The following is a 16,764-nucleotide window of genomic DNA, read 5'->3' on the forward strand; positions in this document are numbered from 1 at the left end:
CGAGCGAAATCGGGATGCCGTTTCACAGCTTGCCAGTCACATCCAGTGGAGGGGGTACAAATTGCAGAGCTTTCTGCTTGTGGCTTTTAGCTGTATTCACCACTCACCTCTTTCCCTCCAGTTTATTAGCATATTCCAGCGAGCCCAGGCGGAACCGCAGCGGAATGCGGGTGGTTTTTTCGAACTGAAGCTCCTTTTTGCAAAAAAAGCCAAACCGAAGCGTATAAAAATTGTTACCTATTGTATTAACGGCGGCCGGCGTGGCAAAAGCAGGCTGCACAGTCATTTCTGCCTGTTTTGATAGCTGAACCCCAGTTGTTAGTAACTTTTTGGGCCTATCATACATAGAAACCGGGGCCACTTTTACCGGTGAAAACAACATATAACGAGATGTTATATTTACCTGGTTTTGAGCCGAAATATTCCCCGATTTAAATAAAAAAGCCGCAAACACAAATATTTTACAAAATGGTTTCACAACGTTGATTACATTTGTCTGTAAATTTACGGCCTGATTTTTGTGGTTGCCGCAAATTTTTTTAAAATTTTTTTGGCGACTAACTGAATAAAATATTGACGCACATGGCATTGAGTCAAAGTTTACAGCAAAAGCTATTACAAAAACTTTCTCCACAGCAGATTCAGCTGATGAAGCTGCTGCAGGTGCCTACGGCTAATTTAGAAGAACGGATTAAAGAAGAACTGGAAGAGAATCCGGCTTTGGAATTATCCGAGGAAAATCATGATGACCAATTTGATAACGAGACTAAAGACGAGTTCGACAGCAGTGATGAAGAGGATTTTGATGTAGATGGCAGCGAAGATGAGTATGACAATATCGATATCAGTGAGTATGTAGGAGATGAAGATGGCGAAATTGCTGATTACAAATTGCGGGATGATAACTATCCCGAAATGGATGACAAGAAAGTTGTTCCATATCGCATAGAAACGTCTTTTCATGAGCACCTGTTGGGTCAGTTGGGCATGATGAAGATGAGTGATAATGAACGCAGGATTGCCGAACAAATAGTAGGTAGTATTGACGATGATGGTTACCTGCGCCGCGAAACAGCCGCTATTGTAGATGACCTGGCATTCAGGCAGAATATTGAAACAAATGAACAGGAAGTAGAGAAGGTGATCAGGCTGGTACAGCAATTCGATCCACCGGGAGTATGCGCCCGCGACCTGCAGGAATGTTTGTTATTGCAATTGTTCCGTCAGCAACGTGAAGGCAGAAATGTTGACAAGGCTATTGACGTGCTCACCGATTATTTTGATGAGTTTACCAAAAAGCACTACGATAAAATTCAACGTGGACTGAACCTGGATGATGAAGGATTGAAAGATGTGATCAGCCACATTATTCGCCTTACGCCAAAACCCGGCGGTAATCATGGCGACATAAACAAAGCGGAAAGTTATGTAGTGCCCGATTTCTTTGTATACAACAACGGCGGCAAGCTGGAGCTTACACTTAACTCGAAGAACGCGCCCGATCTGCGCATCAGCGAAGGATATCGCGATATGTTGCGCGAATACGATAAAGGCAGCAAGAAAGATAAGCGGCAGAAAGAAGCGATCCTTTTCATCAAACAAAAGATCGATGCGGCCAAATGGTTTATTGATGCCATTAAACAACGGCAGCATACGCTTAGCAGCGTTATGGAAACCATTATGTCGTATCAGCGGGAGTTTTTCCTTACCGGCGATGAAACAACGCTGAAGCCCATGATCCTGAAAGATATTGCAGAGCGGACCGGGCTCGATATTTCTACCGTAAGCCGCGTGGCCAACAGCAAGTTTGTGCAAACGGAGTTTGGTACATACCGGTTGAAGTTCTTCTTTAGCGAATCGCTCAGCACCGATAGCGGCGAAGAGGTTTCTACCCGCGAAGTAAAGAAAATACTCAGCGACCTGATAGAAGGCGAGAGCAAGAAGAAACCTTTAAGCGACGAAAAACTCACCGAGCTATTGCAGGAAAAAGGTTATAATATTGCACGGCGAACCGTTGCCAAATACCGCGAACAACTGAATATTCCGGTAGCCCGGTTACGGAAAGAATTGTAATAGAAATTTGTTTATGTCAACAACCACCCTCACTGCCCTGCCTCCCAAACAACCAGCGATCGTCAGGGCATTGGCACATTTGTTTTCTTATATCTTTCATCCGTTATTTATTCCGGCATATGTTACTGCCTTTTTGGTGTTTGTTGATCCCTATGCATTTGCCGGGGTCACTTATAAATACAAATTATTCCGGCTTATTTCTGTTTTCTTCAATACCGCGTTGATACCGGGGTTTGCTGTTTTTTTAATGTGGCGGTTGAAGCTGATAGCATCCATGCAGTTGCGCACGCAAAAAGAAAGGATAATCCCCTATGCTGCTGCGATGATCTTTTACTTCTGGGCCTGGTACGTATTTCATAAACAAGCCGATAATCCGCAAGCCTTTACTGATTTTTTATTAGGGTCGTTCCTGGCTATTTGTGCTGCCTGGTTTTTGAACATTGTTACCAAAGTAAGCATGCATGGTATTGGTGTAGGCGGCCTGGCGTTCTTCTTCCTGTTACAGGCATTCAACGGACAGGATGTTACCGGCATTTATTTTTCTATTGCCATTTTCATTGCCGGCCTTGTTTGCACTTCCCGCCTTATTGTTTCAGATCACACCCAACGGGAAATTTACCTCGGTTTTGTTGCCGGTGCTTTTTGCCAGTTGCTGGCGGTTTGGTTCCGGTAGGAAAGGCAACGAGGCAACAAGACAGGAATGCGCGAAGCTGCTTAGAACGATTTCTAAACAAGTTTAATGGTTTAGGTGCTCTTTCTTTATGCCTCAGTGCCTTGTTGCCTTAAAAAAAAGAAAAGCTCAATCATAGGGTACGATCCTACATTGAGCTTTCTAACCTTCAAACCATCTGAAGTGGTGTCCTATCTAACCATTCAAAACTTTTGACTTTTGGATATAATTTTTTGAGGGATGGTAAATGAACAGGCACGAACCATCCTTAATTGTTTCAATAACTTTTCCGGTTTCTTTTTGGGGCAGTGCAGGGCATCCGAAGCTGCGACCGTTTATGGGGCTGCGGCTTAAAAAGTTATCGCCAACATAATTTGAACCATGGATGACAATGTTCCGTTCGTCGGCTTTGTCGTTAAAACTTTTTTCCAGTCCTTCAATTTTTAAAGCCAGTCCGTGGCTGCCATAATACGTATAGCGGGTTACATAAAATCCGAGACTGCTTTTGTGCGATTCGGGGCTATTGGAAAAAGACCGGGCATATTCGCCACCAGAATTGCGGCCATGCGCTACCCAGGTATTTATAAGCACTTTCTTTTCGGCCATATCAATTACATAAAAACGCTTTCTGCGCGACGACTGACTGAAATCGCAAATGGAAAGCACTTCATTCTTCATCACTTTTCCGCATTCCACCAGGTTTTTATATCCTTTCAGCGCATACTCAAAAGCTTTTATGGAGAGGCCGACTTTTTTCAGGTTCATTACATTGTACAGGTCCAGCGCTTCTTCTGCCAGCATTGCTGCGGCTGATTTGGTGATCTCTTTAGTTGTTGCCGTATCCCGAACAACCAGGGCAGTTGATGCATTAACCACACCAATTTCCTTTGCCTCATTTCCCGTGCCGGTTGAATTTACCGGCGACACTGCCAAAATGCACAACAATGCACCGAATGACATTGATTTGTAAGTTCTTTTCATAGGTTAATTGAACATAAGCGATTTGCGACTATTGATTCAAAACAACACCGCTTTAAAACGAAGCAACAGATAAAATATTTTCGCTCTATGTGGCAGAAAAGCTATGATTTCCAGATCCTATGTAGATTGAATTATAAGGGTGTAGGGGAAATTACTTATTACTAGGTAAGTGCTTGGAGTGCAGGTTAATTACCGTTGGCGCCGCCCCCTTTTTGAATATTAAATTCACTGGCGTAAATTTTAATAAGCACCAGGAATAAGGAAATGAGGATGGGGCCGAATATGAGGCCGATAAAACCAAATAGGCTTACCCCGATAATTACCCCGAAGCCGGTGATCAGGGGATGAACATCGCCGATGCGCTTCAGCACCCAAAAGCGGAACAGGTTGTCGACCGTACCAATGATACCTAAGCCATATAAAAGCATAATGATGCCTTTTCCGGAGTTACCAGCAGCAAAGAAAAGCAGGCTTACCGGGATATAGGCAATGGCTGCTCCCACAACGGGCAGCATGGCGGTGATACAGGTAATTACAAACCAAAACCAGGGTTCTTCAACTCCCAGTATAAGGTAGCCAATAAGGCCCACTATTCCCTGCAGGATCGCGATCAGGGGAATACCGATCGCATTCGAATATACCATGCTGTTAAGCTCTTTGCGCAGCAGCAGCGTATTTTCATCTTTCAGGGGCACCCAGTCATAAAAGCTGGATTCCATCTTGCGGCCATCTACCAGCATAAAGTATAATATGAAATACATGATCACAATGCCGAAAATTGTATCGAACGTAGAGGCCAGGATCTTCGGCACGGTATTGCTGCCCCAGGTGGTTATTTTATCCAGGTTGGCATCGGTCAGGATCTGGATCTTATACTGGCTTTCTATTTTTTCAATAAACGCCTGCAGCGAAGACAGTACTTCCTGCGAGTGCTCCATGGCAAACGCAATTTTAGTGGTGAGCATATTTATGACCAGTAAAATGGGCAGCAGAATGATCAGGAACGATAATAGCATGAGTATGGCAGCGGTGAGGCTTTTATTCCACTTATACCGGCCCTGCAGAATGAACATCCATTTACGTAACAGCACATACAGGGTATAAGCTCCCAGGAAGGCAGGTATCATGTAGCTTAACTGGTTGAACAGAATTATACCAAGGGTGATAATGGTGGCCAGTATCAATATTTGCCTAATGGAATTATTGGGAATTTGCTTCATGCAGGTTGTAACTGAGGATTAAAAATAACTAATAATTGCAAAAGCCATTCCGCTAATAGCCGTGCCACGGTTCAAAACCGTGGCACGGCTTGCAAAAGCAGTTCGTTATATTTTAATTTTCTTCCATTTACCTCTTCTGAAGATAATAATTCCGGCAATGGTAATACCAGTTTCGGCTAATACAATGGCGATAAATACGCCATTGGGTCCAAGTTTAAATACAAGGGCCAGCAGTAAAGCCAGCGGAACCTGGAACAGCCAGAAGCCAAAGATGTTGATCAGCGTGGGTGTTTTGGTATCCCCGGCGCCATTAAAGGCATTGGTAACTACCATCCCTACACCATAAAAAATATAACCCAGGCTAACAATGCGCAGTGCCGACACCGCATATGATTCTATAGTAACATCTTTATTCATGAATGCCACTATGGGTTGGGCAAATAACAGGAATACCAGCGTTACGAAGATCATGAAGACGGTATTATACTGGGCTGTTCGCCATACCGATTTTTCGGCCCTTTCAGGCTGTTGGGCGCCCAGGTTTTGGCCCACCAGCGTTGCGGCCGCATTGCTGAGACCCCAGGCTGGTAACAAAAAGAACATAATTAGCCTGATGGCTACGCCATAACCTGCTACTGCCTGATCACCGAATTCGGCCATAATGCGGGCCAGCACCATCCAACTGGCGGAAGCTATTAAAAACTGGGCAGTGCCCGTCCAGGCAATATTTGAAATAGATTTAATAATAGGCCAGTCGGGAAAAAAGTCATGCCTCCTGATCTTGATGATCCTTTTACCACTGAACAGATGGTACAATTGGTACAAAACACCTACCCCGCGGCCAATAGTGGTGGCTATAGCCGCACCGGTAATACCAAATGCAGGAATGGGACCTGCACCGTGAATTAATACCGGGCATAAAATGATATTACAAATATTGGCGATCCAAAGCGACCGCATAGCCATAGACGCATCTCCGGCGCCGCGGAAAATACCATTGATGAGGAACAGCAACATGATAACAACACTACCGCCATAAATAATGCGGGTATAAGTAGTGCCTATGCGAATGGTTTCAGGAGAAGCGCCCATCAGCTTCAGGATCTCTGGCGCGAAAATTAATCCTAAGACGCTTATAATAACCGTTATAAAAAGCGCGATCATCAACGATTGCATGCCCGCTTTTGCTGCAGCTTCGGGGTTCTTTTCACCAATTCGTCGTGCTACCATGGCTGTTGCAGCCATACTTAAACCTATGGCAAGCGAGTATACTAAAGTTAGTACTGCTTCTGTGAGCACTACGGTTGAAACGGCTTCGCTCATGTTTAAGCGTCCTACAAAAAAAATATCAACCACTGCAAAAACCGACTCCATGCACATTTCGAGTATCATGGGTACGGCCAGTAAAAAAACGGCGCGCCGTATACTGCCCTGTGTATAGTCCTGCTCCTGGCCCGATAAAGCCTGTTTGAATAATGAAAAAAATGTTTTGATACGTAACGTACCTATGTTGGGTGTTTGGTCCGACATACAAATCCTGTTTAACAAGTAATAAAATAAAAACTAATAGGTGCGCCGTTAGCGCTAACAATCTGGTGCTGGAGAAATTAACTGTTCGTGAAACATGCCCGATGTTGCAGCGAACTGGATCCTACAATTTCATGGTTCGTATCATTGAAGAGAAGCAAAGGTAGCCAATGCAGCTAACTACCAAAATTTTTTTTGTTCACTCATGACAAGGTAGAAATAATAAACGACGAAAACGGAATTTCCAGTGCTAAAGGCTTCATGTAATTCGTTTTTTGTAAATTAGACCGATCGGTTTATTTTTGTGATGTGACAAAATCAGAGAAAACAAAAGAATATATTATTGCTAAAGCAGCGCCCCTGTTTAATAAGAAGGGTTATGCCGGTACTTCAATGAGTGATATTATGAAGGCAACCGGTTTGGCCAAGGGCGGGCTCTACGGCAATTTTGAAAGCAAGGATGAAATTGCGGCGCTGGCATTTGAATATTCTTATAACCAGTTAAAAGAAGATATCGGTCAAAAAGTGCAGGCCAGGAAAACGGGGATTGAAAAGCTGGTTACCATATTGCAATATTATAAAAACTATACTGTTTCACCTCCTATTGATGGTGGCTGTCCGCTCATGAACACGGCTGTTGATGCCGATGACGCGTACCCTTTTTTAAAAAAGAAAGCGCGGCAGGCATTACAGGAAATGGTAGGTTCCCTGCAACATGTACTTAAGCTGGGCATTCAGGAAGGATCTTTCAGAAGCGACCTGAATGTAAAAAAAGAAGCCGAGCTGATCTTTGCCCAAATTGAAGGCGGCATTATGATGGCAAAGGTGTTGGATGATGTAACGGTATTGAACAGGTTAATTGATAATCTTAAATACAGAATAGAAACAGAGTATAAACCTTAATAATGGCTATGCAACCAAAAACATTTTATACAGTCAGGTTTAGCGACTGTGATCCAATGGGACATTTAAATAATGCGCGGTATATTGATTATATGCTGAATGCCCGGGAAGATCATCTGAAACAGTTTTACCAGATAACTTTACCTGAATATCATAAACAGGGAATTGCCTGGGTGGTGCGCCGGCACGACATACAATATGTGCGCCCCGCTTTCTACAACGAAGTTATATGCATAGAATCAAGGCTTATTGAATTAGCCGAATCGCACGTGCTGGTAGAAATGTTAATGTTTGATGAAAAGCAAACGATGCTGAAAGCCATTATGTGGACCAACTTTACCAGTATAGATGTAAAAACGGGTCGCAAAAAAGAGCACCCTGTTGCTTTTATGGATTTTGCCGCAACAATAAAAGTTGATGATGTAAATATACCGGCAGGTATAACCGAACGAATAAAAGGCCTAACCCAAAGCGCCTAACGCTTAACACCCTAACGCTTAATGCAATTACAACTCTGCATTTTGCGTTAGGCGTTCTGCATTCAGCTTTCCGCTTTCTGCCTTTCCCTTTCTGCCTTCGCGTTTAAAGACCTTCTGTTAAGGAATTACTAATACCTTTTTCCTCCGCTTTAGCCTTATACATATGGCATTCTTCTTAGCATTTCTTTAATAAACTTCCGGGCTTTTGCGCCATCTATTAGTACATAAAAGCAATACGCTTACAACAATTAAAATAATTCACCTTAAAAACATTAAATATGAAAGCGTTTTTTACACTTACGAGCATTGTACTGATAGTAATTGCCAGTTTAGTTAGTTTCTCTTTATATAAACACGGACATTATACTATATCAGCATTGTTAGTGCTTACCAGTTTTTTGTCTTCTGTATTATGGATACATGTGCTTGCCAGCAAGAAAGTAGTGTTGAGTTAATACATAGTAGCTTCTTTCAGTCATAACATAAGGGTTCCGGGAACTGGTTAATTAACCGGTTCCTTTTTTTATCTGCCAGCCTTATGTTCAACCTGGTTCCCTAATTCAGGTTCCGCGGTAATAAACCAGCCAGGCAATTCCTGTTCATGTAATTTCCAATGCCCGTTTTCATCCCGCACTAGTGTTGCCGTGATCAGTCGGCCGCTGCTGTCAACAACAGATATGTGAAAATAAATGGCTATTGAATTAATACGGGCAAAATGAAATTCCCGCTCTTGTCCGTCGGTACACAGAATGATAGTTGAAAAATCTGTTTCCATGATGAACCTGTTTAAACCCTTATGCAAAGGTGCACAATAATCTTTCCAGTCTGGTCTGCGGGTAACGAATTACTTCATAAAGACACCCATCGGTTCTTGATAATGAATTGTAAATTAATTGATTGCTTATAAGATTTTTTTGATTGACTGTTTACAAAGGCGTCAATTATATATTAAGGAGAATTCAGAATAGATGCCATTTAATTCATCAAATTGAGGTGCCCATATCTCGTTAAATGTTTTTCAATACCTAGCAGGATTTTTGGCAACTATCTTCCTAAAAAAATCGTAAATTGATAAAGCGCCATACGGGTTGCCTAAACTGAGGATTCCATTACTAACCTTTCTTTGATCATATACCCTTTACTGCAAATTTTACTAACTACTTTTTGCCGAAAGCATGAAGAAAGCTGTTATTGGCTGGATGCTTATGTGTATGCTATTTACCGCCCGTGCCGATCACATCACCGGCGGTGAAATGAATTACACTTTTGTGGGTATTAATAACGGTCTTTACACCTATCAGGTTACCGCTAAATTATTTATGGATTGCTACAGTAACCGGCGGCTTCCTAACCCGGCTTATTTTGGTATTTTTAATAGAGGCACCGGAGCGCATATTATGGACCTTTCAATTCCAATGGCCCGGCAAGACAGGCTGCTCTTAAGTAACCCGAGTCCCTGCATTACCAACCCGCCTAATGTTTGTTACGATATTGGTTTGTATAATTTCACGGTAAACCTGCCACCGGTAGCAGAAGGATATCTAATCGTTATACAAGCAGTCTACCGGGTACAGGGGATCAGCAACCTGACGCCGGGTTATGGCAACATTGGCGTTACCTACACAGGCGAAATACCGGGTACAGCCACTGAAGCTTCAGGACCCCAAAATAACAGCGCCCGTTTTACCGGCGATGATATGGTAGTGATCTGCGCCAATAATTCTTTCTCCTACAGCTTTGCTGCAGAAGATAGAGACAAGGATCAGTTGCGGTATTCGTTTACCAATGCCTATATCGGCGGCTCGGGCGGAGGCGGAACCAATTTCCCGCCGGCGCCACCGCCTTATGCATCTGTTCCTTATGGATCTAATTACGGACCTGACGCTCCATTGGGCAGAAATGTCAAGATCAACCCCACCACCGGACTTATTACCGGCATTGCGCCTTCCGACGGTATCTATGTGGTAACCGTACAGGTGGAAGAGATCAGGAATGGCGTTGTTATTGCCACGCAGCGAAAAGACCTGCAAATACGCATAACAGCCTGTACCATTGCATCGGCATCCATGCCCCCGGAATATATGCTTTGCAAAAACACGCAAACCATTACGCTCACCAACCTGAGCACAAGCCCGCTTATTACTTCAACCAATTGGGAGTTGTTCGATAGCAAAGGGGTTTCAGTATACAATTCAAATAATACCACTACCAGCTATACATTTCCCGATACGGGCCTCTATACCATAAAACTGGTTATCAACCGCAACCAGCAATGTTCTGATTCTGCTACATCGCTGGCCTATGTATATCCCGGCTTTGTGCCTGATTTTATAGTGAATGGCATTTGTTTTAAAAAGCCAACACAGTTTTTTGATGCTTCAACTACCAGCTATGGGCTGGTGAATTCGTGGGATTGGAATTTCGGTGATGGAACAGGCAATGATGTGTCTGCATTGCCTTCCCCTACGTATTCGTATGTGTCTATGGGACTAAAAACAGTTCGGCTGGTGGCTACCAATACCAAAGGTTGTCGCGATACAACGTATAAAAATATAACCATTGTTGATAAACCACCTTTGTCGCTTGCTTTTCGCGATACCCTGATCTGTGTTCCAGATGCAGTTCAATTGAAGGCGATCGGTAATGGTATTTTTAGCTGGACGCCCGGTACTGCTATGGTAAATGGCAATACGGCCAACCCAACCGTTACGCCGGGTACAACCACTACGTATACCGTTCACCTCGATGATAATGGTTGCCTCAACCACGATTCGGTAAAAGTGCGCGTGGTTGATCATGTAACCCTGAAGGCAATGAACGATACCACCATTTGCCAGAGCGACACCATTGGCCTGCGCTTGCAATCAGATGGATTGAAATATAGCTGGATCCCAACCAGCCAGGTAATGAACCCAACAGATCCCAATCCCAAAGTGGTTACCAGGTTCACTACCAGTTACCAGGTAACGGCCAGTATTGGCAGTTGCACCGCTACAGACCAGGTAATAGTAACGACGGTGCCTTACCCGGTTGCCAACGCTGGCGCCGATACAACGATTTGTTTTGGCACCCATGCCCGGTTAAACGGAAGTACGGAAGCCAATGCATTTGCCTGGCTGCCCGCATCAACCCTGAGCAATTTAAAAATACTGGATCCCGTAGCTTCCCCAGCCACTTCTACCGCCTACGTTCTTTCGGCGAATGACAACAGGGGCTGCCCTAAACCAGGATATGATACCATAGTAGTAACCGTGCTACCTGATATAAATGCTTATGCAGGGAGGGATACAGCAGTGATAACGGGTCAACTATTGCAATTACAGGCTACAGGTGGCCTAAACTACCAATGGATACCTTCGATTGGATTATCAAACCCGGGAATCGCCAACCCGGTGGCAAATTACCCCACGCCTTCTACCGGTATTTCATACAAAGTACTGGTGTATAATGATGCCGGTTGTGTTGATTCAGCTTATATAAAAGTGAAAGTATTTAAAACCATGCCATCGGTTTTTGTACCGAATGCATTTACGCCTAATCGTGATGGCAGGAACGATCTGTTGCGCCCGGTTGCCGTTGGCATGACGCGTATCGATTATTTCCAGATATTTAATCGTTGGGGTCAGTTGGTGTTTAGCACAACAACCAATGAACATGGCTGGGACGGGACCATTGCCGGCAAACTGCAACCCTCCGGCACCTACGTATGGCTGGTAAAAGCCGTTGACTATACCGGCGCTCCTTATGTGCGACGCGGAACACTGGTATTGTTAAGATAAAAGAAAGGAATTGTGCCCAATGAGAGTTCATACATGCGCCTCACCGGCTGCATATATCGTGATTAATTTACTTTTCCTGCTACTTTTTTCCAATCCATCGAAAATACATTCATCAGGCAGTTGCACAGTTCGCTGATGCGCGTAGGCTTTGTTAGAAAATAATGGGCGCCTAACTGCATAATTTCCTGCTTGTCTTTTTGATTAGAGCTGGTGGTGTAGATAATAAGGGGAACCTTTGAATATTTGGGAAGCTTCTTTATTTCAATAAGGCATTCTTTGCCATTTAATTTTGGCATATTCAAATCGAGGAAAATAAAATCCGGAACCGGAATTATTTCTTCTCTTAATTGCTTTAAAGCTGCTTCGCCATTGTTGGCATAATAACATTCAAAAGGAATTTTCAGGTCCTTCATAGCTTCATTAAGAAATAACTGGTCGTCTTCATCATCATCAATAATGAAAAGGGTTTTTGTTTTATTCATCAGGGTTGTTAATAGGTAATAAAAATATCACGTTTATAGGGCATTTTTCCGTCTAAAACTTAATTTAATCAGAATTAAACGTCAGTAATTTCTGCAATTCATGATCATTGCTCCCATTGCATTAAATAAGTTACACTATTTTTCTCTTTTATAGAAACAAAGTTTGCGCAGAGGTTGCCCGGTTTGTGCAGGTTGACAATATTGTCGTTTAAACATGTATCTTCAAACCTGCGATACCGCCGGTAACGATTGTCAGCTTATCAGGCATTCTAAACCAACGAATCAGATGAAAAAAGTTTTAAAACACCTGTTTATTGCAGCATTGCTGTTACCTGTATGCCTGCGTTCACAAATAGATAAAAAGTCTTCGAATGGTGCAAAACACCGTGATTACTTCGTACAATCCATTATACGTATTGCGGATCCCGTTTTAACAGCTTTAAGCAAAAATGAGCTTAAAAAGAAAATGCCGGTAGAAGCAAAACTAAACGACCGGCGAAACTATACTTATCTCGAAGCTTTCGGTCGCCTGCTGGCAGGTATGGCGCCGTGGCTGGAGTTGGGACCAGATAGCACCGCAGAGGGGAAATTGCGGAAAAAATATATTGATCTAGCGGTCATAGGCATTCGTAATGCCACCGATCCGGCTGCGCCCGATTACATGAACTTTTATAAGGGCGGACAGGCTTTGGTAGATGCGGCCTTTTTGTCGCAGGCCCTGTTACGCGCACCCAAACAGTTATGGGACCCGCTCGATGCCAAAACAAAGAAAAATGTACTGGAGGCCCTCAAGTCATCGCGGGTAATAACACCCGGGCATAGTAACTGGCTTTTTTTCAGCGCCATGGTAGAAGCTGCGCTGTTACAGTTTGAGGGAAGCTGCGATAGAATGCGGATAGATTATGCCGTTCAGCAGCATTTGCAGTGGTATAAAGGCGATGGCGCGTATGGCGACGGCGCCAATTTTCATTGGGATTATTATAACAGCTTCGTTATTCAGCCCATGTTCCTGGAAGTATTGCAAACGCTGATGAACAGCGACCGGAAAGAAAATAAAATCTATGACCTGGAATTGGGGCGTGCCCGCCGGTATGCTGCTATACAAGAACGCATGATTTCACCCGAAGGTACTTACCCGCCCATTGGCCGTTCGCTGGCTTACCGGTTTGGCGCTTTTCAATTATTGTCGAAAATTGCCCTGATGCATCAATTACCGCAGGAAGTGTTACCGCAGCAGGTTCGTTGCGCGTTGTATGAAGTGGTAAAGAAACAAATGGAAGCGCCTGGCACTTTTGATAAAGAGGGCTGGTTGCAAATAGGATTATATGGCCACCAGCCGGGGGTTGGCGAGCCGTATATTTCAACCGGCAGCCTGTATTTGTGCTCAGAGGTGTTTTTAATATTGGGATTGCCGTCAACCGATCCCTTCTGGCAAAATGCCGATGCCGACTGGACGGCTAAAAAAGCATGGAAGGGGGAAGAAATTCCTATTGATCATGCTATTGAAAACTAAAAAATTGCCTGTCGATAAAAACGGCGGAGATGTTCTTCAGATGAGGCTTTCAGGGCGTTTTATCCGGTACAACAGACCCTGTAAAAGCCATTAAACAAGGGCGCAATGCGCAAAGAATAGGGTAATCCCTTACTGTTAACAAATTCCTGCATTTTTTTACTATCTGCATCAGGTTATTGAACCCGATTGGTTCGCTATTTGCCTGTACAACCAGACCTAAAAATGTAAAAGGTTGTTAAAGGAGCAATGAGCACCCAGCCAAGCATTAAAAAAACTCGTTATTATATTCCAGAGACCCATTTAAGATGAATATAAAAGCTATAACCTATTCAGTAGTCACCAGCCTGTTGCTATTTGCCGCTTGCCGGAAAAGCGATAAGATCGCTGCGGATAATTCCACAGATAATTGTGTGGTGCAACAAAGCACTTCCAGCGGAACAATTATCGATGGCCAGTACATAATTGCCTACAGAGAGTCGACCAACGTAAACTTAAGCACCACTGCCCGCACCGCTTCATTTACCAATACTTTGTTACAACGTAACAACATCAGCAGTACAGCTTTACGGCAAACTTTTACGGGCGCTACAGGTGGTTTTATTGCCCGGTTATCGAACACAGAATTACAACGACTGAAATTAGATACAACGATCAGCTTTATAGAACAGGATCGCATTATTGCATTTGGTACCTGCTTCCAGGTTGTTGAACCCAAAACAATTACCTGGAATGTAGCCCGCGTGGGTTATGGCGATGGAACCGGCAAAACTGCCTGGATCATTGATTCAGGAATTGATTTTAACCATCCCGATCTGAATGCAGACGCCACCCGCAGCAAGTCGTTCATTAACGGTGTAACCTCTGCGGCCGATGAAAATGGCCATGGTACCCATGTTGCCGGCATTATTGGTGCGAAGAATAATTCAATAGGTGTGCTGGGGGTAGCTTCGGGCGCCAGCCTGGTGGCTTTAAGAGTATTTAATAAAGATGGGGAAGGCACCCTGTCATCAATTGTTCAGGCTTTATCATACGTGAACAGCAATGGCAAAGCAGGTGATGTGGTGAACCTGAGCCTTGGCGAAGATGAGATCTCAGCCATTCTAGATCAACAGGTTCAAAATACAGCGGCCAAAGGTATTTATGTAGCCATTGCTGCCGGAAATGATCGCAAACCTGCCGTGGAGTTTTCGCCCGGCAGAGCCAATGGAGCTAATATTTACACCGTATCGGCAGTAGACAGCCTCGATAATTTTGCCTCTTTCTCAAATTATGGAAATGATTGTGTTGATTTTGCCGCCCCCGGCGTACGCATCACGTCAACTTATTTAAATGGAAAATATGCCATCTTCAGTGGCACCTCTATGGCAGCGCCGCATGTTGCCGGCTTGTTATTGCTTAAAGGAAAAAGCATAACCTCTTCGGGCAAAGCATTAAACGATCCCGATGGTACGGCCGATCCTATTGCCCATAAATAATTGCTGCATATCTGGTTATCTGCATATTGGGGAAATTGTTGCCCAACAAAGCTGGTTTTAAATTTCAATGGATGATGCATCCATGAAATTGAAACAGAAACAGCCGCGCAGATATGTAATTTCAAGGAAGCTGGATGCATTCTTCTTCGATGTATATGCTTTCGGGCAGTTTATTGCACGCTTTTTCAGGAATTTATTTTTACCTCCTTACGAGTTTAAAGAAATTATCAGGCAGTGTTATATGATAGGTGTAAAATCTTTACCCCTGATAACACTCACCGGTTTTATAACAGGCATTGTATTTACAAAACAAAGCCGGCCATCCTTATCTGAATTCGGGGCTACTTCGTGGTTGCCATCGCTTGTAGCCATTGCCATCATCAGAGCGCTTGCTCCGCTGGTGACGGGATTGATCACTGCCGGAAAAGTGGGTTCGAACATTGGTGCTGAACTGGGATCAATGAAAGTGACCGAACAAATAGATGCGATGGAAGTATCGGCCACCAATCCGTTTAAATTCCTGGTTGTTACCCGGGTGATCGCCACCACGTGTATGGTACCGTTATTAATGTTATACATGGCGGTGGTTGCATTGCTGGGCGCTTTTGTAAACGTGCATTCCAATGAACAAACCAGTTTTATTTCATTTATTGAGAACGGCTTTCACAGCATTATTTTCCTGGATATTTTTTCATCGGTATTAAAATCAATTGTATTTGGTTTTACAATAGGCATCGTGAGTTGTTACCAGGGTTATACTACCACACAAGGCACGCAAGGTGTAGGGCGTGCCGCCAATACCTCGGTGGTACTGGCCATGTTCCTGATATTTATTGAAGAAATAATTATTGTACAGATCACCAACTGGTTCAGGGTTACCTAATGGCAACAAAGGGAAAACATATTGATAGAACAAAGCAGGTTATTGTTATACGCGATCTACATAAATCGTTTGGTACAAATCATGTTTTGCGCGGCATTGATCTGGATATTTATCAGGGAGAAAATGTTGTTGTGTTGGGTCGGTCAGGAACCGGTAAATCGGTGCTGATAAAAATTATTGCGGGCTTGTTAAAACCCGATAAGGGTTCGGTAAACGTATTGGGAAATAATGTGGCTGCCATTAGCTATCGTGAACTGGAACAGCTTCGTTTACGCATTGGGTTTTCTTTTCAAAGCAGCGCCCTCTACGATAGCATGACGGTTCGCGAAAACCTGGAATTTCCTTTGTTACGCAATTCAAAACATTTAAGTGCTAAACAGGTTAACCAGGCAGTTGAAGAAGCATTGGAAGCTGTGGGGTTATCGCAAACCATTAATCAGTGGCCGGCCGAATTATCGGGCGGTCAGCGAAAACGCATAGGCATTGCCCGTACATTAATTATGCAACCCGCTATTATGTTGTATGATGAACCTACTGCCGGGCTCGACCCCATAACCAGCATGGAAATAAACGACCTCATCAATGAAGTGCAGCAACGGTATAATACAAGTTCTATTATCATTACCCACGACCTTACCTGCGCCAAAACAACCGGCGATCGTGTAGCGGTATTGCTGGATGGCCGGTTTGTGCAGGAAGGAACTTTCGAAGATGTTTTTAACAGTGGCGATGAACGGTTAAAAAGCTTTTATGATTACAATTTCATTACCTGAATTTCC

At 43.7% G+C, this 16,764-nt stretch carries 16 protein-coding genes; 10 read left to right on the top strand and 6 right to left on the bottom strand.

Annotated features, from left to right (window positions below; genetic code table 11):
- Positions 1-103: 103 nt before the first annotated feature.
- The gene (locus tag FAM09_RS17915; RefSeq protein ID WP_136578519.1) at positions 104-286 is read right to left on the bottom strand and encodes a hypothetical protein; all 183 of its coding nucleotides are present in this window, start codon (positions 284-286) and stop codon (positions 104-106) included.
- A 296-nt stretch (positions 287-582) separates the two neighbouring features.
- Here FAM09_RS17915 and rpoN point away from each other — a divergent pair, with 296 nt between their 5' ends.
- Together rpoN and FAM09_RS17925 are read left to right on the top strand one after the other, a co-directional pair.
- Entirely contained in the window at positions 583-2,073 is a 1,491-nt protein-coding gene (rpoN, locus tag FAM09_RS17920; protein WP_136578520.1) for an RNA polymerase factor sigma-54, read from the top strand.
- Positions 2,074-2,086: 13 nt separating this feature from the next.
- On the top strand, positions 2,087-2,746 hold the full coding sequence (locus tag FAM09_RS17925) for a hypothetical protein (RefSeq protein ID WP_136578521.1): 660 nt from the start codon (positions 2,087-2,089) through the stop codon (positions 2,744-2,746).
- 192 nt (positions 2,747-2,938) lie between these two features.
- Here FAM09_RS17925 and FAM09_RS17930 read toward each other — a convergent pair whose 3' ends face one another.
- From FAM09_RS17930 to FAM09_RS17940, 3 genes are all read right to left on the bottom strand, one after another.
- Positions 2,939-3,724 carry a murein L,D-transpeptidase catalytic domain family protein gene (locus FAM09_RS17930; protein ID WP_243751706.1) on the bottom strand — a complete coding sequence of 262 codons (786 nt, stop codon included), beginning with the start codon at positions 3,722-3,724 and terminating at the stop codon, positions 2,939-2,941.
- Between the two features lie 185 nt (positions 3,725-3,909).
- Positions 3,910-4,944: an AI-2E family transporter gene (locus FAM09_RS17935; RefSeq protein WP_136578522.1), complete on the bottom strand. Its 1,035-nt coding sequence runs from the start codon at positions 4,942-4,944 to the stop codon at positions 3,910-3,912.
- Positions 4,945-5,049: 105 nt separating this feature from the next.
- A complete protein-coding gene (locus FAM09_RS17940; protein ID WP_136578523.1) occupies positions 5,050-6,474 on the bottom strand; it encodes an MATE family efflux transporter in 1,425 nt (474 codons plus the stop codon).
- A gap of 306 nt (positions 6,475-6,780) precedes the next feature.
- Between FAM09_RS17940 and FAM09_RS17945 the strand changes: the two genes are divergently transcribed.
- The 3 genes from FAM09_RS17945 (at position 6,781) to FAM09_RS30925 (ending at position 8,308) form a co-directional block, all read left to right on the top strand.
- Positions 6,781-7,374: a TetR/AcrR family transcriptional regulator gene (locus FAM09_RS17945; RefSeq protein WP_136578524.1), complete on the top strand. Its 594-nt coding sequence runs from the start codon at positions 6,781-6,783 to the stop codon at positions 7,372-7,374.
- A gap of 8 nt (positions 7,375-7,382) precedes the next feature.
- A complete protein-coding gene (locus tag FAM09_RS17950; RefSeq protein WP_136578525.1) occupies positions 7,383-7,853 on the top strand; it encodes an acyl-CoA thioesterase in 471 nt (156 codons plus the stop codon).
- Between the two features lie 278 nt (positions 7,854-8,131).
- On the top strand, positions 8,132-8,308 hold the full coding sequence (locus FAM09_RS30925; protein ID WP_166437194.1) for a hypothetical protein: 177 nt from the start codon (positions 8,132-8,134) through the stop codon (positions 8,306-8,308).
- Between the two features lie 68 nt (positions 8,309-8,376).
- Here FAM09_RS30925 and FAM09_RS17955 read toward each other — a convergent pair whose 3' ends face one another.
- Positions 8,377-8,628, bottom strand: a complete 252-nt coding sequence (locus FAM09_RS17955) for a hypothetical protein (protein WP_136578526.1) — start codon at positions 8,626-8,628, stop codon at positions 8,377-8,379.
- Between the two features lie 400 nt (positions 8,629-9,028).
- Between FAM09_RS17955 and FAM09_RS17960 the strand changes: the two genes are divergently transcribed.
- Complete coding sequence (locus tag FAM09_RS17960) at positions 9,029-11,632, top strand: T9SS type B sorting domain-containing protein (protein WP_136578527.1); 2,604 nt, start codon at positions 9,029-9,031, stop codon at positions 11,630-11,632.
- A 62-nt stretch (positions 11,633-11,694) separates the two neighbouring features.
- Here FAM09_RS17960 and FAM09_RS17965 read toward each other — a convergent pair whose 3' ends face one another.
- The gene (locus tag FAM09_RS17965; protein ID WP_136578528.1) at positions 11,695-12,114 is read right to left on the bottom strand and encodes a response regulator; all 420 of its coding nucleotides are present in this window, start codon (positions 12,112-12,114) and stop codon (positions 11,695-11,697) included.
- Between the two features lie 286 nt (positions 12,115-12,400).
- Between FAM09_RS17965 and FAM09_RS17970 the strand changes: the two genes are divergently transcribed.
- The 4 genes from FAM09_RS17970 to FAM09_RS17985 all read left to right on the top strand — a co-directional run bounded on the left by FAM09_RS17970 (position 12,401) and on the right by FAM09_RS17985 (position 16,758).
- Positions 12,401-13,627 carry a DUF2264 domain-containing protein gene (locus FAM09_RS17970; protein WP_136578529.1) on the top strand — a complete coding sequence of 409 codons (1,227 nt, stop codon included), beginning with the start codon at positions 12,401-12,403 and terminating at the stop codon, positions 13,625-13,627.
- Positions 13,628-13,932: 305 nt separating this feature from the next.
- Complete coding sequence (locus FAM09_RS17975; RefSeq protein WP_136578530.1) at positions 13,933-15,102, top strand: S8 family serine peptidase; 1,170 nt, start codon at positions 13,933-13,935, stop codon at positions 15,100-15,102.
- A gap of 67 nt (positions 15,103-15,169) precedes the next feature.
- Complete coding sequence (locus tag FAM09_RS17980) at positions 15,170-15,985, top strand: MlaE family ABC transporter permease (protein ID WP_243751707.1); 816 nt, start codon at positions 15,170-15,172, stop codon at positions 15,983-15,985.
- Entirely contained in the window at positions 15,985-16,758 is a 774-nt protein-coding gene (locus FAM09_RS17985) for an ABC transporter ATP-binding protein (protein WP_136578531.1), read from the top strand. Before FAM09_RS17980 ends, FAM09_RS17985 begins: the two co-directional genes overlap by 1 nt.
- Positions 16,759-16,764: the final 6 nt, after the last annotated feature.

It is taken from the genome of Niastella caeni, assembly GCF_004834005.1.
Classification (GTDB): domain Bacteria; phylum Bacteroidota; class Bacteroidia; order Chitinophagales; family Chitinophagaceae; genus Niastella; species Niastella caeni.